Annotated in this window: 15 protein-coding genes and 2 tRNA genes; 13 read left to right on the top strand and 4 right to left on the bottom strand. The window is 54.2% G+C overall.

Going from position 1 to position 19,422, the window contains the following annotated elements; all coding sequences use genetic code 11:
- The first annotated feature begins 2 nt into the window (after window positions 1–2).
- Together PHP98_04355 and PHP98_04350 are read left to right on the top strand one after the other, a co-directional pair.
- The gene (locus PHP98_04355; GenBank protein MDD5482864.1) at window positions 3–764 is read left to right on the top strand and encodes a thiamine pyrophosphate-dependent enzyme; all 762 of its coding nucleotides are present in this window, start codon (window positions 3–5) and stop codon (window positions 762–764) included.
- A complete protein-coding gene (locus tag PHP98_04350; protein ID MDD5482863.1) occupies window positions 757–1,281 on the top strand; it encodes a 2-oxoacid:acceptor oxidoreductase family protein in 525 nt (174 codons plus the stop codon). Before PHP98_04355 ends, PHP98_04350 begins: the two co-directional genes overlap by 8 nt.
- A 16-nt stretch (window positions 1,282–1,297) precedes the next feature.
- On the opposite strand, the gene PHP98_04345 is transcribed toward PHP98_04350, so the two are convergent.
- Window positions 1,298–3,280 carry a tetratricopeptide repeat protein gene (locus PHP98_04345; GenBank protein ID MDD5482862.1) on the bottom strand — a complete coding sequence of 661 codons (1,983 nt, stop codon included), beginning with the start codon at window positions 3,278–3,280 and terminating at the stop codon, window positions 1,298–1,300.
- Between the two features lie 507 nt (window positions 3,281–3,787).
- Here PHP98_04345 and PHP98_04340 point away from each other — a divergent pair.
- A complete protein-coding gene (locus tag PHP98_04340; GenBank protein ID MDD5482861.1) occupies window positions 3,788–4,045 on the top strand; it encodes a type II toxin-antitoxin system Phd/YefM family antitoxin in 258 nt (85 codons plus the stop codon).
- Window positions 4,042–4,299 carry a type II toxin-antitoxin system RelE/ParE family toxin gene (locus PHP98_04335; protein MDD5482860.1) on the top strand — a complete coding sequence of 86 codons (258 nt, stop codon included), beginning with the start codon at window positions 4,042–4,044 and terminating at the stop codon, window positions 4,297–4,299. Before PHP98_04340 ends, PHP98_04335 begins: the two co-directional genes overlap by 4 nt.
- A gap of 288 nt (window positions 4,300–4,587) precedes the next feature.
- Here PHP98_04335 and PHP98_04330 read toward each other — a convergent pair.
- A tRNA-Arg gene (locus PHP98_04330) sits at window positions 4,588–4,664 on the bottom strand.
- A 355-nt stretch (window positions 4,665–5,019) separates the two neighbouring features.
- Entirely contained in the window at window positions 5,020–8,619 is a 3,600-nt protein-coding gene (locus PHP98_04325) for a DUF4838 domain-containing protein (protein ID MDD5482859.1), read from the bottom strand.
- A gap of 226 nt (window positions 8,620–8,845) precedes the next feature.
- On the opposite strand from PHP98_04325, the gene gnd reads away from it, so the two are divergent.
- Genes gnd through PHP98_04310 form a run of 3 tightly spaced genes read left to right on the top strand, consistent with a single transcriptional unit; the run spans window position 8,846 to window position 12,273 of the window.
- Window positions 8,846–10,297: a decarboxylating NADP(+)-dependent phosphogluconate dehydrogenase gene (gene gnd, locus PHP98_04320; GenBank protein ID MDD5482858.1), complete on the top strand. Its 1,452-nt coding sequence runs from the start codon at window positions 8,846–8,848 to the stop codon at window positions 10,295–10,297.
- Window positions 10,298–10,329: 32 nt separating this feature from the next.
- On the top strand, window positions 10,330–11,244 hold the full coding sequence (locus PHP98_04315) for an HAD family hydrolase (GenBank protein ID MDD5482857.1): 915 nt from the start codon (window positions 10,330–10,332) through the stop codon (window positions 11,242–11,244).
- Between the two features lie 45 nt (window positions 11,245–11,289).
- Window positions 11,290–12,273 (top strand): N-acetylglucosamine-6-phosphate deacetylase, encoded by a 984-nt coding sequence (locus tag PHP98_04310; GenBank protein MDD5482856.1) that lies wholly within the window; start codon window positions 11,290–11,292, stop codon window positions 12,271–12,273.
- 523 nt (window positions 12,274–12,796) lie between these two features.
- Here the strand turns inward: PHP98_04310 and PHP98_04305 are convergent.
- Window positions 12,797–12,871 (bottom strand) — tRNA-Val (locus PHP98_04305).
- 203 nt (window positions 12,872–13,074) lie between these two features.
- On the opposite strand from PHP98_04305, the gene PHP98_04300 reads away from it, so the two are divergent.
- The 6 genes from PHP98_04300 (at window position 13,075) to pheA (ending at window position 19,364) form a co-directional block, all read left to right on the top strand.
- Window positions 13,075–13,374, top strand: a complete 300-nt coding sequence (locus tag PHP98_04300; GenBank protein ID MDD5482855.1) for an isoamylase early set domain-containing protein — start codon at window positions 13,075–13,077, stop codon at window positions 13,372–13,374.
- 330 nt (window positions 13,375–13,704) lie between these two features.
- Complete coding sequence (locus PHP98_04295) at window positions 13,705–15,657, top strand: alpha amylase C-terminal domain-containing protein (protein ID MDD5482854.1); 1,953 nt, start codon at window positions 13,705–13,707, stop codon at window positions 15,655–15,657.
- Between the two features lie 82 nt (window positions 15,658–15,739).
- Window positions 15,740–16,705 carry a tryptophan--tRNA ligase gene (gene trpS / locus PHP98_04290; GenBank protein MDD5482853.1) on the top strand — a complete coding sequence of 322 codons (966 nt, stop codon included), beginning with the start codon at window positions 15,740–15,742 and terminating at the stop codon, window positions 16,703–16,705.
- A gap of 13 nt (window positions 16,706–16,718) precedes the next feature.
- A complete protein-coding gene (locus tag PHP98_04285) occupies window positions 16,719–17,447 on the top strand; it encodes a segregation/condensation protein A (protein MDD5482852.1) in 729 nt (242 codons plus the stop codon).
- A 44-nt stretch (window positions 17,448–17,491) separates the two neighbouring features.
- A complete protein-coding gene (gene scpB, locus PHP98_04280) occupies window positions 17,492–18,301 on the top strand; it encodes an SMC-Scp complex subunit ScpB (protein MDD5482851.1) in 810 nt (269 codons plus the stop codon).
- A complete protein-coding gene (gene pheA, locus PHP98_04275) occupies window positions 18,291–19,364 on the top strand; it encodes a prephenate dehydratase (protein ID MDD5482850.1) in 1,074 nt (357 codons plus the stop codon). The genes scpB and pheA overlap by 11 nt, the downstream gene beginning before the upstream one ends.
- Window positions 19,365–19,422: the final 58 nt, after the last annotated feature.

The following is a 19,422-nucleotide window of genomic DNA, read 5'->3' as shown; positions in this document are numbered from 1 at the left end:
TTATGGCGAAAAAACAGAAAATTTACGGCCGACCCGAGGCCTTGTCGTCTTCCGTGATGCATTATTGCGCGGGATGCGGCCATAGCCTCGTGCACAAACTGCTGGCCGAGGTCATGGACGAGCTGCATATCCGGGATAAAACCATAGGGGTCGCCCCGGTGGGATGCGCCGTATTTGCTTATTATTACCTGAAATGCGATATATCCGAGGCGCCGCACGGCCGTACCCCCGCGGTGGCAACCGGTCTCAAGCGGGTCCGGCCCGGACGTATTATATTTTCCTATCAGGGCGACGGCGACCTGGCCGCGATCGGCATGTGCGAAACCATCCACACTGCTAACCGCGGCGAAAACATCACGGTCATTTTCATCAACAATACCGTCTACGGCATGACCGGCGGCCAGATGGCGCCCACGACCCTGGTCAAACAGCAGACCCCCACCTGCCCCGCCGGGCGCGAGACCGCCACCATGGGCGGTCCGATCCGTGTCTGCGAACTTTTAAACACGCTTGACCGGCCTTTTTATATTGAGCGCACCGCCCTTGACGGCATCCACGGCATTCTCAAAACAAAAAAGGCCCTCTTGACGGCTTTCAAGGCGCAAATGGACGAAAAAGGATACAGTTTTGTTGAAATCCTTTCGCCGTGTCCGACTTATTTCCGTCTTTCTCCGGAAGATTCGCTGAAATTTGTAAAAAACGAATTGAGCAGGCATTTTCCGGTCAGAGTTTTTCGAAAGGAAGGAGTTGTTATCAATGATTGAACGAATTATTATCGCGGGCACGGGTGGACAGGGGATTGTAACGCTTGGAAAAATGCTGGCCCGGACAGCCATGGATTCCTACCCTTTCGTAACTTTCTTTCCTTCTTACGGCGCGGAAGTCAGAGGGGGTGTGTCATCCTGCCAGGTGATTTTATCAACCGAGGAAATCGCATCGCCGCTGGCCGAAAAATTTGACACGGTGATCGCCATGAACCAGCAGGCGGCGGAACGCTTTGTCGCATATATTGAACGAAAGGGACTGGCGATTGCCAACAGCACGCTCTGCCGGGTCAACAGCCTGGACTGGCACTTTATCAGAGTACAAGCCACAAAAATTGCCGACCAGCTCGGCAACATCAAGGCCGCCAACCTGGTCATGCTGGGTTCCATGCTGGCAAGGAAATCAATAGTGTCGCTGACCAAAATGGAAAAAACGATAAGGAACAGTTTTGCGGGATTCCCCCAGACGATAATAAAAATCAACCTGAATGCCTTTCGGCAAGGACTTTCTATATAATTGCCGCGATTTATCCTTATCTGGCAAACGCGGCAATTTTGTTCCTTAGCTTGGGAAGGAATGGGGAATTTGGGTCAATTTTTGTCAGGAGCACCGTCATTCTTGTGGCCTGAACAGGATTCTTATTCCTGATATAACAATCGCCGGCCTGATAGGCGTACTCACATGCCGCCTTTTTCTGTCCCTGGCGCAGATACGCAAGGCTTATGTTGTAATACGCGCCGGCGGCGTCGGGATTGAGACGAATGGCCTGCTTGAATTCAACAATGGCGCCATCCAGATTGTCGTCGTCCCATTTTTGTATTCCAAGGGCATAATGCTTTTCCGCCTTCTCAAGCTGTTTCCGCCTGGTGCGGCTGCCGGTTTGTTCATCCTGGCGCCGGACGGTTCCATCATCCTGGCCGAAAACCTCCGAACCATCCATGCGCGCCCTGCTTAAAACAGCCTGCTCCGCCGCCAAAATATCGTTGGATGAGCGGCCGGTTTCATCCGGCGCTTTTTCCGGACTGGAAAAGGCATCAGTCGGGGATACCATTCCGGCCCGGTCAACGGCCGCGGGTTGTTCCGCCGGCAAAGACAATGATGCGCTTCTCATGGCAATGGCGCGCGTTTTATCCTCCAGCTCGTTTATCCGGGCTCTGCTTTCCTTTTCAAGTCCGGCCAGTTCGCGCTCTTTCTTCCTAAAAACAGCATTTGCTTCTTTTGCCGCAATCAGCGCGCGGCGTTTTTCTTCGGACTCTCTCATCTCGTTTTTGCCTTGCGCCAGTTTCTGTTCGGCTTTCCCCAGCTCAGCCTGAAGCGCGAGCTTTTCCGCGGCAAGCTGTTTCAGAATTTCTTCCCTTTCCCGGAAACGCCCGGCTGCCTCCTGAGCAAGTTCCGTTTCCTTGCTTAATTCTTCAGCCACGCGCGCGCTCTTTTGCAGTTCCTCTTCATTCCGCAGGATCAGTTTTCCGACTTCAATCAACTGCCGTTCCAGCTTCTCGTTTTCCTTCTCCAGAACGCCTGCTTTTTGCTCCAGTTGCTGCAATTCAGACTCAGCATCAGCGCGTTTTTTCCCCTGCTCGGCAAGCTGAAGCTTGACGGCGGACAGTTGATTTATATTCTTCTCATCCCGTCCCAGCTTTTCCCTGGCAAGAATCAGATTCTTGCCAAGCCGGCCTTTTTCATCCTCAACCGCCGCGAGTTTGCCGTTCTGCTGTTCAAGCCGCTCCGCGGCTTCCTGCGCCCGCGCGGTTTCTTTCGCAAGCTCCTGCTCCAATGCGGCAATGGATTCAGCCGTTTCCCTGTCCTTTTCCGACTGATTCTCGGCCACGGCGATCATATTCCTCAATTCCGCGGCGGACTGTTCGCTTTCCTTAAGTTTTCCTTCCATCGCATTCATTTGGGCGTCCGCCCCGGCCCGCTGGCGGCGCAGGCTTTCAAGACGGGACTGCAGGCGTTTTTTTTCGTTTTCATTTTGCGAGGTCAGGCGCGAATTTTTCCGGAGCGTGTTTAATTGTTTTTTCAATTCAACAACGGCGTTCCCGGCTGCGCGCTGCTCTTTTTCATATTTCTTGATTTTGTCCTCAATCTCTGCCAACGCCTGTCTTTCTTTCGTGATTTCGCTTTGTAGCCTGCCCGTCGGAGCATTTTGCCGAAAGCCGGAAAGGTTCTGCTCAAGCTCCGCCAAACGGCTGGCCAACACTAAACGCTCTTTTTCGGCTTGTCCGGCCGCAACCCGCGCTTTTTCAGCGCGCTTTAATGCTTCCGCCCTGCGCTTTCTTTCCGTCTTTAGGATTGCCGCTGTTTTTTTCTCATGTTCAAGCGTATCGTTGATTTCGGATAATGCGGCGCGGACCTGCTCAATTTTTGCTTGCAGTTCAATGGCTTGAGACAACGATTCGGCCAGTTGTTTTGAAAGCACGGCCTCGTTTGCCACCTCCGGCGGCTCGGCGCCGTTCGCGGCCGCCAGACAACCCGCGGCAAAAACAAAAAGCAATAAACATAATTTGTTTTTCATAAGCCCTCCCCGGATAAATTTCATGCGTCAAAGACGGTAAAACCACCGTTCAAAATTCCCGCAATGGCGCCGACGACGAACGAAGGCGGCTCGTTACATACATAAATGAAACATCGAACCGGCTGCATTTATAAACGCGGGAATGTTTTTTGGTTGCAGTATACTATCGAGGGCCGCGTCGTCAAGCAAAGTTTGGATACCCCGACCGCGAGGAAGCAGAGCAAAAAAGAAAAAATCATGCGCCCGTTCATGGCCGCCGATCTGGCAACCGCGCATGCAATCGTTGAATCGCAATTGCGAGTTGTCAAAGATAAATCCCTTCTGTCATGGGAGAGTCAATTCCTAAAACCCGGACTGCACTGCCGGCGGCAACAATGCGAATGATTGAAGCCGATAAAGTCCGGGCCTTGGCCGAAAAGCTGAACGCCAAGACATGGGGCAAGGTGAAAAAAGAATTGTTGCGAATATTGACTTGACCAATTACGGTCAATGTAGGATAGTAAAGCCATGACAACAGTATCCGTTACACAAGCTGCAAAAGACTTCGCCGGAACGCTTCGCCGCGTTACTGTCCAGCATGAAGCCGTTGTTCTCAAGCGTGGCCGCCGGGCTGTGGCCGTTATGTTGTCGCCCGCCGTGCTGGACGCGCTTGAAGACCTTGAAGACATCCGTCATGCAGATAAGGCAATGGCTGCGTATGAACGCGATCAGTCCGGCGCGATTACGTTGGAAGAATACGAACGCCAGCGCGAAGGCAAGGCGTGAGATACACTGTCCGGCTTGATCGAAGCCCCCAGAAATTCCTCGATGCTCTGCATGGTGATATTTATACCCGCATTATTTCCGCATTACACGCCTTGGTTGATGATCCCCGCCCGCATGGAGTTAAAAAGCTGAAAGGCTATCGGGATTACTGGCGAATCCGTGTCGGAGACTACCGCATTATCTACACAATTCAAGACGACCGCTTGGTTGTGATTGTCATTCGCATTGGCCACCGCCGGGAAGTGTACAGTTAAACTGTCACTACTTTGACCGCCTGCCACCGCCTTAAATGAAACTCCTAACCACAGTAACTTGGACACTCCGGCGCCGCGGCCGTCCTGTGGAATCATTACAGGGAATTGTGTTCAAAATCCGATGCTCGCAAATATTTCGCCGTTAAAATCCAGGGCGGAATCAGGGCGGAATGATGTCCTTTCTTGTCCTCTGTTGTCCTCTGCTATTCTCTACTTCCGGAAAATAATCCCAGCATTCTGATGCCGTAAATACAGAGTTTAATCAATGCTGGCGGATATAGAATTGAGTGGCACCCCCGGCAGGACTTGAACCTGCGACCACCGGATTAGAAATCCGATGCTCTGTCCAGCTGAGCTACGGGGGTATTGCATTACAGACAGCTCATTTTCAACGAATTAAACGCGAAATTTCTTTCATTTTAGACTTGCAACATGAGGCGGCCACCCGGCGGCAAATTGCATGAAAACAATCAAAAAAAAATGCCGCCAATCAGACTTTGGAAAGAGTCGGCCATTGTCTTTATCGTTCCGCAAAATCAAAAATATACTATGCCATCCTGAAACGCGCTGGCAAGCAAATAAAGCGTTCCCTGAAAACAACGGACCGCGCGTTTGCCGGACGCCGCCTTTCGGAATTACAGGAGAAAGCGGCCGGATGTCGTCCGGCGATTCAAGAGGGGGCGTCAAAAAATTGAACGGATTTCTCGGCAATACCTTGGTTTAAGGTTTTGCTTCTGCGTTTGCCGTCGCCGTTTCCGGCAACGCATTGATGATCTCATAACTTTGGTGAATTGCGATGCTTTCCCCCGGCCGCAATTCTTTTTCAACAGACCACAGCTCCCATGTAAACAGTTTATCCGCCGACGAGCAGTAGATGTAACACCGGCCCACCTCCGCCGCGCGGAAGCGGTTGATCACGCCAATTTCAGCCTTTTTATCCACAAAGCCCCATTCTCCATACGGCCGTTCCTCGCCTGTCAGCACAAGTTCCGCAATTTCCGGGGATCCTATATTTTTAGGCAAATCCGCCATTGTTTTCCGCTCCCAATTACCATCCTTCCGCTTGAATGCCAGAATGACTTCCTGCGGATTATCAAACGCAAATTCGGGATGAATTCGGAAGCATGCCTTACGTATTTGCTTGCCGATGTTGGTCAAGGTAGAGGTAATTTCCAGACAACGCCCGTCCGGAAGAAGTTCAAAACTGCGGCTCAACGTGAAATCATTGGGCAGCTTGGCGGCGAGCGTCAGCCGTTGCGCCGTAGATTCCTTAACCTGATAAGACTCGTGCCAGCCAGAAGAACGATATCCCTTGGTGCTGTATTCCTCATAGCCCCCCTCATTGATCTGGAACCCGCCTGGAGCAACCACTGTCCGGAATATTTCCCTGCCCGATGCCAAATCTTTCAAACACCAAATTCGTCCGCCTAACCCAGGCAGCACGTTGACTTCCAACTGCTTGTTTTTTATCTGCTTTACCGCAACCTTGACGCCGTCGCTGCGTTTTGCGGCGACCCAAAGGGCGGGATCTCTGTATTGTTCAAGAAGGCGTGTAACTTTTGCCGCCTTCATAATCCTTTCAAATTTATCCAGGAGGACTTCCTGGCTGGAAGCTTGTGGAATCAGCGTTTTCCCCTCCAAGCGGTAGAGGGGAAGCTCTTGTTCAAGGATCGTAAAGATAACAGGGAGCCGGGCCGTCTGGACTCGCTGAAGGAAAACGGCATCTCCCTGAACAAATTCCTCCGCACGGTCAAAAATCGCGCTGGCGCGGGAGAGGACTTCCGGTGTAAGAAAAGCCGCATCGGCCTTCGTATAGCAGGTCATTTCCGCTTTTGTTTCTTCCGCCGAATCGTGTATCAAATCAATGTATTCGCGCACGAAAGGCGCGGCGGGGCCATAGTAGCCGTTCAAAAAATCAGTCAACAGTTTCTCAAAATCCGCATCCGGATCCCAGAGGAGCTTTGCAATCAACCATGTTCTCAATTCCTGGAACTCGCCGCCTGCCGAATTATTATTTCCCGCGGCGAAAAAGCCTCTGACTCCGTTTTTGATAAAAAACTGAATATCCGGCTTCAGGGACCTGAGGTTGGGATGCGGAAGAAGATAATGCCTGAAATTAGTAACATAAGTCCAGACATAGAGCCGGGAAGCGATTTTTCCCCAGTTCCGCAAATCTTCACAAAACTTCCGGTTCTCTGCGGTTATGCCCGCCTCCAACGGCGTAGAGAACGAACACTCAATATTGCAGAGCCGCACGATCACATTAGAACGAGGCTTTGTCAGTTTGGGCGGCTTCCGGGAATAGCCATATGCAAAAGTATCTATGGCTGCGTTTGGAAACTCCGGTTCCACCCGCGCGGCAACCCGGTTTACAAACCGCAGCAACGAACCGGAATGGCTTTCTTCCGCTTCATCAACAGCTTTGCATTTAGCGCACTCACAGGCCCCATTGCCGTCATTTTGAGTTACGGAAACGATGGATGCGCCGGGATATTCCATGAGCCAGCGCTTGATGCCTTCCACGACCAGATCTTCAACCGCAGGATTTGAAAGGCAAAGCTGTGCGTGGACAACGGAATCCCCCCGATAGCGTCCGGAATATCGTTTGCCGGCGACTTCCGAAAAATATTCCGGGTGTTCAACGAAATATTCCTGGACTGGCACCAGATCATTGAAAGTATGAGCAGACCGCTTGGCGTACGACACATTGCCGCCGCGCTTCTCATCGGGCTTGGCGGCACGATGCCCGTTCAGCTTGTTGCGCACCGGAAAATTAGGATCGGCTTTCAAAACAAAGGAATCATGATCGCGAAATTCAAGGATCGGCGTGTAAAGCTTCTCAACGGAAGCCAGGTCAAAGACGCCCTCCCTGGGATAGATTCTGCAGTCCGGAGAGAACCAGCGCAATCCCAGAAAGTCTTCAAGCAGGGAGTAACAGGCATACAATACCCCGCGCTGTCCGCCGCACAAAAACAAATGCGGACCGGACGCCTTGATCAATATTCCGTCTTTGCCGAGCTTTTCCCAGTCAACATTGATTTTGCAATCTGTCAGCAGGCGGCTTTTCCCTATGACAAAAAAACTCCGTTTATCGCCGGCGGTTTCCGCGTCCTTGAGGATTGGAAGCGCCCGGCCTGTCAGCAGCTCAAAATGATATTGCAGTTCTTTGGCGGCAAACTGTTCAGGTTTGGATGGAACATCGGGAACGACGATGGCATGCGACCGCGCGTGCAATGCTTTTCCTCCAAGCAAAATTTCGCAATGCCCCAGCGCTTTCCTGCGTTTTTCCAGGTCAATGCGCGCGGTTTCAAGAGTTGCCCGCAATTTTTCCGCTTCATCAAGACAGACTTTTGACCGCCCCCGGCCGGAGCGCATCTGCTCAAGAAAGGCGTCCGCCGAATTGAGCGCCGCCATCCATTCGCCGCACATTACCGGATCCATTGAAGCGGCGCACGACTGTAAAAGTTCCGCATAAAAATTCCAGACGGCTTTCACATCAGGGGCCAGCAGCAATACCGCCCCGAAAATTTCCGCTTTTTCAGATACGCTGCAATCCGCGACAATCGCCTTGAAACGCTTGGTGCCTTCCTGATACTCCAAACCGCCGAGACGCGCCATTTCAAGCGCATGGGAACGGCGCTGTTCATATGTCGGCGCACTCTGTGCCATAAGACAGGCAACGTCGGCTTTCAGGAGATCACCGGCGCCGTCTGTCAAATCAATTGCTTTTTGGAATTCCCCTTTGGAAACCCAAAACCGGGCCAGCAGCCGCCGTTCGTCCGCGGATAAATTATTTTTTGCCGTCAACGCGGCAATGGTTTCGTCCACGTTTTTGATTTTTTCCAGCCTGACGTCATCAATCCATGCCTCCCAGTTTGACGCATCGGAAAAAAACAACGGTCTTACATAAAGCTTCTTGTCAAATGGAGATAAAATTATTTCAACCTGCGTCCAATCCGGGCTCTCCGCGAGAGACGCCTTGTGCATGTTTGCCCATCTGAAATCTGTTTGATGGCAATAAAGCGCATATGCGTTGCCGGCGCCGGCCTTTGCTTTGACCCATGCGCTGAACCGGTAAGTCGCAAAAGGTTCCACCTCAACGCATTTCATCAAGGCCGGGTCATCTTTTGCCCGTTGTTTCCGCTCTATCTTCAAATGTCCAGCCTTGGCGCCTGTTCTGGAATTGCCGGATTCGCCGCAGATTTCAAAACTTGGATCCGGATAGACGTTCCGTGCGGACAGACGGGAGCTTCCGAGCAGGAAAAAAGCCAGCGCCATAGAGCCGGCCGGAATCAGCCAATGGTTTATCTTTGCTTTCATAGTTTTTGCTTTCATAGGAATAAGAAACCGCTTTTTAACCGACGAGGACATGCATCCGCTGGAATCGGCGCAAACGCGCATTTGCATGGCTGGCATATTGTAAAATCCCGGCGGAAATGTCAAGCAATGAGAAACATGTTTTGCGGGAGCATTTTTATATTGACCGGCCGAACCGATTCCATAAGATGAACGGTTTCCTGAACAATTCAACGAGGAGAACAAAAACATGCAACAAGCTGACATAGGATTGATCGGTCTGGCGGTTATGGGTGAAAATCTCGTCCTGAACATGGAAAGCCACGGCTATACCGTGGCCGTCTTCAACCGCACGGTTTCCAAGGTTGACAATTTCGTCAACGGCCGCGCCAGGGGCAAAAAAATAATCGGCGCCCACTCCATCCAGAAGCTGGTTGGCGCTCTGAAAAAGCCGCGCCGGGTCATGCTCATGGTCAAGGCCGGCCAGGCGGTGGATGATTTTATTGAGCAGTTGCTGCCCGTGCTGGAAAAAGGCGATATCATCATTGACGGCGGCAACTCGCATTTCCCCGACACCACCCGCCGCACAAAATACCTGGAAGGAAAGGGTTTCCGGTATATCGGCACCGGCGTCTCGGGCGGCGAGGAAGGCGCCTTGCGCGGCCCCTCAATGATGCCGGGCGGCTCGCCTTCGGCCTGGGAGTTCGTCAAGCCGATCTTCCAGAACATCTCGGCCAAAACCGAAACGGGGGAACCCTGCTGCGACTGGGTCGGCGAAAACGGCGCCGGCCACTTCGTCAAAATGGTTCACAACGGCATTGAATACGGCGATATGCAGATGATCTGCGAGACCTACCAGATCATGCGCCAGGGCCTGGGCATGACCAACGCGCAGATGCATAAAGTCTTTGACGAGTGGAACAGGGGCGAGTTGGATTCCTACCTGATTGAAATCACCCGCGACATACTCGGCTACAAGGATGAGGAAGGCCGGGAAGTGGTGGATGTAATTCTGGACGCCGCCGGCCAGAAGGGCACCGGCAAATGGACCGTCATGTCCGCGCTGGACGCCGGCCAGCCGTTGACTCTGATCGCCGAAGCCGTCTTCGCCCGCTGCCTCTCGGCGCTGAAGGAAGAGCGCGCGGCCGCCGCCAAAATTCTACCCGGCCCGACCGCCAATTTTTCGGGCAGCCGGGATGAATTCACGGACGATCTCCGGCAGGCACTCTACGCCTCAAAAATAGTATCCTACGCGCAAGGCTACCAGCTGATGCGCGCCGTGGCCGGGGAATTCGGCTGGAACCTGAACTACGGCGGCATTGCGCTCATGTGGCGCGGAGGCTGCATCATCCGCTCCGCGTTCCTGGGAAAAATCAAGGAGGCCTTTGTCAACAACCCGAAACTGGTCAACCTGCTGCTTGATCCGTTCTTTGCGGACGCGGTCAAAAAGGCGCAGCCTTCCTGGCGGCGCGTTGTGCAGACGGCCGTGCAGCTCGGCATCCCGGCGCCCGCCATCAGCAGCGCCCTGAATTATTATGACGGTTACCGCGCGGAACGTCTGCCGGCCAATCTTCTGCAGGCGCAGCGCGATTATTTCGGCGCGCACACTTATGAACGCGTTGACAAGCCGCGCGGCCAGTTTTTCCATACCAACTGGACCGGACACGGCGGCTCCACGGCGGCATCCACCTACACGGTTTGATAAAAAAAAGCGGCCGGACCGCGGAAATCCTCATGAAGCAGATTCCCGGATTCACCAGAAACGATTTGGCCCGTTTCAAGCCGGAGCATGATTTTTTTGTCGGGATTGACTCGGACGGCTGTGTTTTCCCGACCATGGAGCTCAAGCAGAAAAAATGCTTTCACCGCGTAATTATCCGCCATTGGAAACTGCAAGAAATTGAAAAGCATCTGCGCGAAACCGCCGAGTTTGTCAATCTTTACTCAATTTACCGCGGCCGGAACCGCTTTGTGAATCTGCTCCTGACCTTTGACCTGCTCCGCCGCCGGCCGGAAGTTGCGGCCGCAAAAGTCAAACTGCCGGAACTCAAATCATTGAAAAACTTCATCGCCTCCGGCGCGCCCTTGAGCAACGCGGAACTGGCCAGGGCGGTTAAAAATTCCGGCGATGAGGAACTGCGTTCCGTCCTGCAATGGAGCCGAAAAATCAACGCCGTTGTCGCCGCAACCGTTAAAAACGTCAGGCCATTCCGGTGGGCCGTTAAAAGCCTGCGAAAAATCAAAAAAAACGCCGACGTTATCTGCGTTTCGCAGACCCCGGCCACGGCGCTCGCGCGCGAATGGAAAGAGCATAATCTGACGGACTTCGTGCGGGTCATCGCCGGCCAGGAACTGGGGACGAAGGCGGAGCATATCCGCCTCGCCGCCGGGAACCGCTACGGCCGGGACAAAATTCTCATGATCGGCGACGCTCCCGGCGACCGGCGCGCGGCAGCGGAAAATCACGCTTGTTTTTATCCGGTCAATCCGGGCCGTGAGGAGGAATCGTGGAAAAGGTTTTACAAGGAGTCATTCGGCAAATTTCTTGACGGAACGTACGGCGGCGACTATGAAAACAGGCTGATCAGGCAGTTTGAAAAATTTTTGCCGGCCGCGCCGAAGTGGAAATCGAAAAACTTGCGGAAATAAAGACCGAAGGCGCGAGTAAAAGGCAAAAAAACAAAGGGAAAAGCAATGATAAAAAACGGATTCATTGATTTGCAGGTCAACGGCTACAAGGGGGTTGACTTCGCGTCGCCCCGATTGACGCTTGAGCAAATTCATCGGGCCACCCGCGAACTGGTCAAGGCCGGAACCGCCGCTTATTGCCCGACGCTTGTAACCAACAGCCTTGAAATCTACAAACGCAATCTGCGCCTGTTCGCCCGGGCGATGAACGGAACGGAACTGAAAGGCCGCATCCTGGGAATCCATATTGAGGGCCCATTCATCTCCCCGCTGGAAGGCGCGCGCGGCGCCCATGCGCCGAATTTTATCCGCCGGCCGGGCGTTGGACTGCTGAAACGTTTCCAGGAATGGGCGGAAGGCCGCATCGTTCTGATAACCATCGCCCCGGAAACCAGGGGCGCGGCCCACCTTATCAAATATTGTTCCCGCCAAGGCATCAGGGTTTCCCTGGGACACCATTTCGCCGGAAACGACGCCCTGGAAAAAGCCGTTCAGGCCGGCGCCGCCGCCTGCACCCACCTCGGCAACGGTCTGCCGAACATGATCAACCGCCATCAAAACCCCCTCTGGCGGCAATTGGCCTGCGACAATCTGTACGGAATGTTCATCACCGACGGACATCACCTGCCCGCCGATTTCATCAAAGTCGCCCTGCGCGCGAAAACAGCGGAAAGATTTATCGTGGTCAGCGACGCGGTTGATTTGGCCGGCCTGCCGCCGGGCCCATACGAATTCGTGGGCCGGAAAGTTACCCTGGCCCCATCCGGCCGGATCAGTTTCGCCGGCACCCCCTACCTGGCCGGCTCCTCGGCCAACATGGTCCAGTGTATGAACCATCTGGCATCGTTAAAACTATTGACAGAAAAAGAGCTTTGGCAGGTGGGCCGTGATAATCCCCTGAAATTCCTGGGAAAAAATCCGGCCGTCCTCAACAACATGCCAAAGCCGAAAATCCAATTCAAGAACAACAAGTTTCGCGTCAGACAATGAGACGCCGGCGACCGACGTCTTCCGGCTCTACCTGCTCTTGGACGGGCGGAAACTGCCGGCTACTCCGCTCCCGGCTCCAGAAATCGGGAAAGGAGATTTTGCAAGTCTGTGCAGTCCGACACGTCTGTCCCAAAATCGCCAACGCTAACTGCGCCAAGCAGACGGCTTTTTCACTCATACATGGAGTAAAAGCTGGATCAATGAAGCCATCAGAATAGCAAAGAGTCAACGGGGACAATTTTCATATACGGATTCAGCGAAATTCTTGCTCATTTATCCGTCGAAATACCGATAAATAAAATATGAGCGAATACCAATATTACGAATGGCAGGCCATTGAGCGACGCCTTACGGAAGATGAACAGGAATCGGTCCAAAGATTATGTGCTGGATAAGGCCGGACAGTTAAGCGAAACAGGAGGGAAAACCGCCTTCTTTAACCCGAAAAATTCCTAATTCGGAATGGCTGCCCCGTGTCCGCGGAGGGAGGCGAAATTTGCATTAGCCGGGGGGGGGGGTCTTCTGGTGGGCCGTACTGGATTTGAACCAGTGGCTTCTACCGTGTGAGGATAGCACTCTTCCGCTGAGTTAACGGCCCGTTACATTCAAGGCGTAAAGGATGCCCGTTTCCCTGCCGGTTGTCAAGAAAATGAAAACAAGATATAATAACTTGCTTTTTTAAGCAGACATGCTATAAGGTGAATCCGGAAACGGAAAAGAACACAGACCGTTTTCGGAAAACAACAGCCCATCAACGGCTGTCAGGTGTTGGATGGCGGCATTGCCACATCAGGAGGTACCATGAAAAAAGCAATAAGAACAAGCAAAGCAGGCTCTTCGTCCAAACGCGTAACATTTGAAGTGTCGGCCAATCCCGGCAGCAAGGTTTACCTGGCGGGTACGTTCAACAACTGGGATCCCCAGCGGCACCAGATGAAAGATACGCGCAAAAACGGCAAATACAGCATCACGCTGATGCTTCCGAAAGGCGAATACGAATATAAGTTCGTGATCAGCGGCAACTGGGTCGTTGATCCGGAATGCCAGGATTGGACCCGTAATTCATTCGGCACACTCAACAGCGTGCGAAAAGTGGAATAGTTTTCATTTACGCGTTCAGAAGCCAGTAGTCAGGGGCTCTTGCAGAGCGGGGATGTTTTTCGTTCCGGCTTCTGACTATTGAAATTTACTTTCCGCAGATTCCCACCACCGGACAATATGGCTTCGTGTCGCGCGTTGTTCCGCGGGACGATCGCCGGCTTCAGTTCGCCCCCGGATTGATTACATGGGCGGATGGATAAAGCGACAAAAGGAAAGAAGGCCGGATTGAAATTGAATAAAAAACCGCGTCCGCCGCGCAGCGCCCCGCCCGTCCTTCACTCTGAAATTCTCCGCAATGATCCGTACCTCCGGCCCTATCAGGATCATATCATCCGGCGCCTGGCCCTCGGCTATGAGACGGAATGGCGGCTGACGGGGGGCAAGATGGCGCTGGCCGATTTCGCGTCCGGCCACGAGTATTTCGGGTTGCATTTCAACGGCAACGAATGGATTTTACGCGAATGGGCGCCGAACGCCGATAAAATCACCCTGATCGGAGATTTTTCCGGATGGAAGGAAAATGAGGAGTATGCTTTTGCGCCCGCCGGCGGCGACGGCGTCTGGGAACTGCGCCTCCCGCGCGGCAAACTCGCTCACGGCCTCCTTTATCGCCTCCGCCTCCATTGGCCGGGCGGCGAAGGCGACCGCATCCCCGCCTATGTCCGGCGCGTAGTGCAGGACAACACAACCAAGATATTCAACGCCCAGGTCTGGCGGCCGGAAACCGCCTACCGCTGGCAGCATGCGAATTACCGCCGGCCTCCCAAGTCGCCGTTCATTTATGAGGCCCATGTCGGCATGGCCCAGGAAGAGGGCAAAATCGGGACCTACCGCGAATTCCGCGAAAAAATCCTGCCGCGGATCATCGCGGCCGGTTATAACACGATCCAGTTGATGGCCGTTCAGGAGCATCCCTATTACGGTTCATTCGGCTATCATGTCACCAGTTTTTTCGCCGCCTCCTCCCGTTTCGGCACCCCCGAAGAACTGAAGGAACTGGTGGATGCCTGCCATGGCGCGGGAATCGCCGTGATCATGGACCTGATCCATTCGCATGCCGCGCGCAACGAGGTGGAAGGCCTCGGCCGTTTTGACGGCACCCTTTACCAGTATTTCCACGACGGACCGCGCGGGGTGCACGAACTCTGGGATTCACGCTGTTTTGACTACGGCAAGACGCAAGTCCTCCATTTCCTGCTCTCCAACTGCCGCTTCTGGCTGGACGAATATAAGTTTGACGGGTTCCGCTTTGACGGCATTACCAGCATGCTTTACCACCATCACGGACTCGGAAAGGCTTTCACCTCCTATGACGATTATTTTGATCGCAGCGTTGACGAACAGGCCTACGTTTATCTGACGCTGGCCAACAAAACGATCCATGAGGTGCGGCTGGACGCGATCACTGTGGCGGAGGACGTCAGCGGTATGCCGGGTCTGGCCGCCCCCCGCAAATCCGGCGGAATCGGCTTTGACTACCGCCTTGCCATGGGCATCCCGGATTACTGGATCAAACTGACCAAGGACACCCGCGACGAGGATTGGCACGTCGGCGGAATATGGCATGAATTGACCAACCGCCGGCGCGATGAAAAAACAATCTCCTATCCCGAATCGCACGACCAGGCCCTGGTCGGCGACCAGACGCTTATCTTCCGGCTGATTGAGCGCGACATGTATGACTGCATGGCGGTTGACCGAAGAAACCTGCGGGTGGACCGCGGCTTGGCCCTCCATAAAATGATCCGTCTGGCCACCCTTGCCACGGCCGGCCATGGTTACCTGAATTTCATGGGCAACGAATTCGGGCATCCGGAATGGATTGATTTTCCGCGCGAAGGCAACCGCTGGTCTTATCATTACGCCCGCCGCCAGTGGCACCTGCGCGACGATCAGAATCTCGTCTATCATTTTCTTGCCGATTTTGACAAGGCCATGCTTGAGCTGGCCGCGCTCGCCGGCCTGCTTGAAAATGCCGGCCCGCGCCTGGCCGCCGAACATTTTGACGACAAGGTGCTCGCCTTTGAGAGGGCCGGTTTGCTTTTTGTTTTCAACTTCCACCCGCACGCGTCCTACCCCGATTACGCCCTTCCCGCTTTCGCAAAGGAATACCGCCTGGTTCTGGATACCGATGCGGCCTGCTTCGGCGGGCACGGCCGGCTTACTCCCAATCAGGTCTATTTTGCCGGCATTGACCAGACCCAGCGGGCGGCGATCAAGGCTTACCTGCCGGCCCGTTCCGCCCTCGTGCTGCGCGCTAAAAACACGCGCAGGAACACCTGACAGAACAACTGTTATTCCGGCGGATTTTTTTCTTTGATTAACCGTCCGAAGCCGTTATATTCGGCGGGAAAGGAAAAAAATCATGCGGGTGTTATCGGGCATTCAATCATCGGGCAAACTCCATCTCGGCAATTATTTCGGCATGCTGAAACCGGCCTTGGAAATGCAGGCGAAAAGCGACGAAACTTACCTGTTTATCGCCGACTATCACGCCTTAACCACCGTGCAGGACGCGTCCGCCCTGCGCGCGGCCATTAACGAAATCGCGCTTGATGCCCTCGCGCTCGGACTTGACCACTCCCGAACGGCTTTTTACCGGCAGAGCGACGTGCCCGAAGTCCAGGAACTCGCCTGGCTGCTTTCGGTCGTTACCCCTATGGGTTTGCTGGAGCGGTGTCATTCATACAAAGATAAAATCGCCCGCGGCATTGCGCCCAGTCACGGCCTGTTTGCCTATCCGGTGCTCATGGCCGCCGATATCCTGGCGGTCCAGGCGGACATTGTGCCGGTGGGCCAGGACCAGAAACAGCACGTTGAGGTAACCCGCGATATCGCCATAAAGTTCAACCATCAGTTCGGGGAAACATTCAAAATACCCAAGCCGTTGATCAAAAAAGAAGTGGCGGTAGTGCCGGGCATTGACGGGCAGAAAATGTCCAAATCCTATGACAACACCATCAAGGTTTTCACCTCGGAGGATGAACTGCGCAAGACGGTTATGCGGATCGTTACCGACAGCAAGACCGTGGCCGATAAAAAAGACCCCGAAAAATGCAACCTGTTTGCCTTGTATAAACTGTTCGCCCCGCCGGACCGCTGCCAGCAGTTGGACGAACGCTACCGGAAAGGCGGTCTCGGTTACGGAGAGGTGAAAAAAGAACTGGCCGGCCTTATCTGGCTTTTCTTTGCCGAAGCCCGCGCCCGGCGTGAAAAACTCCGGTCGGACCCGGCCGAAGCGGAGCGTGTTCTGCGCCAGGGCGCCGAACGGGCGCGGGCGGTGATCCGGAACACCCTGCAGAAAGCAAGAAAGGCCGTGGGATTGGAATAGCGGGGCAAATCATATGCAAGTTCAGGACGAGTTGAAAATCAAGCTGGAGGTTTTTGAAGGACCGCTTGACCTCCTGCTTTATCTGATCAAAAAGGACGAACTGGATATTTACGATATCCCCATTGAGCGCATCACGAACCAGTACATGGAATACCTCGGCTTGATGCGCATGCTGGACCTGGATATCGCCGGTGACTTCCTGGTCATGGCCGCCACCCTCCTCATGATCAAGAGCCGGATGCTCCTGCCGCCGGAAGAACGTCCCGCGCTTGAGCCGGAGGAAGAGGATCCGCGCTGGGACCTCATCCGCAAGCTGGTGGAATACAAGAAATTCAAGGACGCCGCCGGAACCCTGCAGGAAATGGAGGCAATCCAGGGCAATTCGTTCCTCCGCCAAAGCGAAGAACCGGCGATACCCCAGTCGCCGGAAATTGAGCTGGATGAGGTAACCATCTTTGACCTGATATCGGTCTTCAACGATGCCTTGAAAAAGGTTCAGCCGGAGGTGATCGGCGAAATCATCGCCGAAGGGATAACAGTGGCCGACAAGATTGAAATGCTCCTGGCCGTGATCAAGGAAAAAACAAGCATCCCGTTCGTAAAACTTTTTGACCAGGCCGCGACCCGGCATGAAATAATCTGCACGTTTCTGGCCGTGCTGGAACTTGTCAGACTGCACCAGATAAACGCCCGGCAGGACAAAACCTTCGGCGAAATCATGGTGCTCCGCGCCGGAGAATGAAAAAAAAGCAGAAGTCAGCAGACGGAACAGAACAGGAAACTCAAATGAACACGAATGCCTTGACTCCCGACAGACAATTGACGCTCAAAAAGATAATCGGCGCCATGCTTCTGGCCGCCAGAAAACCGGCCGCCGCCGCCGACCTGAAAAAAATTTTCACCCAAACCGCCGAAGAGGAGAACGACCAGGCCTGCCGCCAGTTTGCCGGCATAAAGGAAAGCGAAATCTGCGCCGCGCTGGAACAGATAAAAATTGACCTGATTCAAAGCGCATGCGGCATTCACCTGGCCGAGGTGGCCGGCGGATTCCGCCTGCAAACCGATCCGGAATGCGGCCCCTGGCTGCGCCGGCTGTTGAACGCCGGCCGGCCCAGCCGTCTCTCAAAGCCGGCCCTGGAAACCCTGGCGATTATCGCCTACCGCCAGCCCGTCACCCGGGCCGAAATTGAAAGCGTGCGCGGAGTTAACATTGACAATATCGTGCGCCATCTGCTGGAATGCCAGTTGATAAAGATCGCCGGCCGCAGTAAACTGCCCGGCCATCCCATGCTTTACGGCACCACCCAGCTTTTCCTGGAACACTTCGGCCTCCAGAGCATCTCCCATTTGCCGGGGATTGAACAACTGCGCCGCAGGGAGGATGAAAAAATACGGGCCGACCGCCGGAAAGCCGGCCGGGAAAAACCAATCGGGGAAGATTTTGAAGAAGAGAACAAGGATGACGAAAAAGATAAAGACAGCGGAAATGAGAGCGAACAACCCGGTCACCCCCCCCCGCTTCCGACCGAACAGACGCAGGCGGAAACGGAAAACCAAACCGGCGCAAACATTCCAAAACAATCAAATGAAAATTAAGAAAATATCAGAATCACGCAAGCAAATTGACGGTCTTGACCGGGAAATCGTCCGGCTCCTGAACCGGCGGGCCGAACTGGTCCTGGCCATCGGGAAAGCGAAAAACCGCGCGCGCGCGGAAACCTATGTTCCGTCCCGCGAAAAGGCCGTCATGAATAATGTCGCCCGGGTCAACCGCGGCCCGCTCTCCTCGTCTTCCCTTGCGTCAATTTACAGGGAAATCATGTCGGCCGCGCTGGCGCTGGAAAAAAACATCAAGGTGGCTTATCTCGGCCCCCCCGCCACGTTCTCCCACCAGGCCGCCCTGCGGCGTTTCGGGGAAAGCGTCGCTTATCGCCCCTGCGAGACCATTGACGACGTGTTTGATTGCGTCCAGCGGGAAGAATCCGATTACGGCGTGGTTCCCGTTGAAAACTCAACTGAAGGCGCGGTTGCCAGCACGCTTGACCGGTTCGCGGATACGCCTTTGAAAATCTGCGCGGAAATTTATCAGCCCGTCTCCCATTATCTGCTCGCATCCGGAACGTGCAACAAGGTCAAACGTATTTTCACTCATCCCAATGTTTTCGGCCAGTGCCGGAAGTGGCTGCGCGAGGAAATGCCGCAGGCGGAACAGATCCCCGCCGCCAGCACCGTGCGCGCGGCGGAAATTGCGGCGCGCGACAAACACGCCGCGGCAATCGCTGGCCGGCTGGCCGCCGAGTTCTACCGCCTGAAAATACTGGCCGCCGACATCCAGGACGTCAGCGGCAACATGACCCGTTTTTTTGTCATCGGCAAATCGCCCGCCCAGAAGACCGGCGCCGACAAAACATCCCTGCTCTTCTCGGTCAAACACCATGCCGGTTCGCTCCACCGGGCGCTCGGCGCTTTCAGAAAATACAATCTCAATATGACCAGGATTGAATCGCGCCCCAGCCGCCTGAAAGCATGGGAATATCTGTTCTTCGTTGATATTGAAGGCCATCCGGACGACGTAAAGGTCCGGAAAGCCCTGCATGAACTGCATAAAAACTGCCTTTTGCTGACGGTGCTGGGGGCTTATCCGAAAGCGGTGGAATGAAAAGACAGAAGAAACTTTCAATATTGAACGCGTCCAACGCCGACACAACCAGAACGGA

Source organism: Kiritimatiellia bacterium, from assembly GCA_028715905.1.
GTDB lineage: Bacteria > Verrucomicrobiota > Kiritimatiellia > JAAZAB01 > JAAZAB01 > JAQUQV01.
Note: the sequence above shows the minus strand (reverse complement) of the source record. Positions and strands in the feature narration are given on the sequence as shown.

Bases quoted from the DNA above. Each gene is read 5' to 3' on its own strand.
- PHP98_04355 (MDD5482864.1), top strand. From the start codon at position 3: ATGGCGAAAAAACAGAAAATTTACGGCCGACCCGAGGCCTTGTCGTCT.
- PHP98_04350 (MDD5482863.1), top strand. From the start codon at position 757: ATGATTGAACGAATTATTATCGCGGGCACGGGTGGACAGGGGATTGTA.
- PHP98_04345 (MDD5482862.1), bottom strand. From the start codon at position 3,280: ATGAAAAACAAATTATGTTTATTGCTTTTTGTTTTTGCCGCGGGTTGT.
- PHP98_04340 (MDD5482861.1), top strand. From the start codon at position 3,788: ATGACAACAGTATCCGTTACACAAGCTGCAAAAGACTTCGCCGGAACG.
- PHP98_04325 (MDD5482859.1), bottom strand. From the start codon at position 8,619: ATGAAAGCAAAGATAAACCATTGGCTGATTCCGGCCGGCTCTATGGCG.
- gnd (MDD5482858.1), top strand. From the start codon at position 8,846: ATGCAACAAGCTGACATAGGATTGATCGGTCTGGCGGTTATGGGTGAA.
- PHP98_04315 (MDD5482857.1), top strand. From the start codon at position 10,330: ATGAAGCAGATTCCCGGATTCACCAGAAACGATTTGGCCCGTTTCAAG.
- PHP98_04310 (MDD5482856.1), top strand. From the start codon at position 11,290: ATGATAAAAAACGGATTCATTGATTTGCAGGTCAACGGCTACAAGGGG.
- PHP98_04300 (MDD5482855.1), top strand. From the start codon at position 13,075: ATGAAAAAAGCAATAAGAACAAGCAAAGCAGGCTCTTCGTCCAAACGC.
- trpS (MDD5482853.1), top strand. From the start codon at position 15,740: ATGCGGGTGTTATCGGGCATTCAATCATCGGGCAAACTCCATCTCGGC.
- PHP98_04285 (MDD5482852.1), top strand. From the start codon at position 16,719: ATGCAAGTTCAGGACGAGTTGAAAATCAAGCTGGAGGTTTTTGAAGGA.
- scpB (MDD5482851.1), top strand. From the start codon at position 17,492: ATGAACACGAATGCCTTGACTCCCGACAGACAATTGACGCTCAAAAAG.
- pheA (MDD5482850.1), top strand. From the start codon at position 18,291: ATGAAAATTAAGAAAATATCAGAATCACGCAAGCAAATTGACGGTCTT.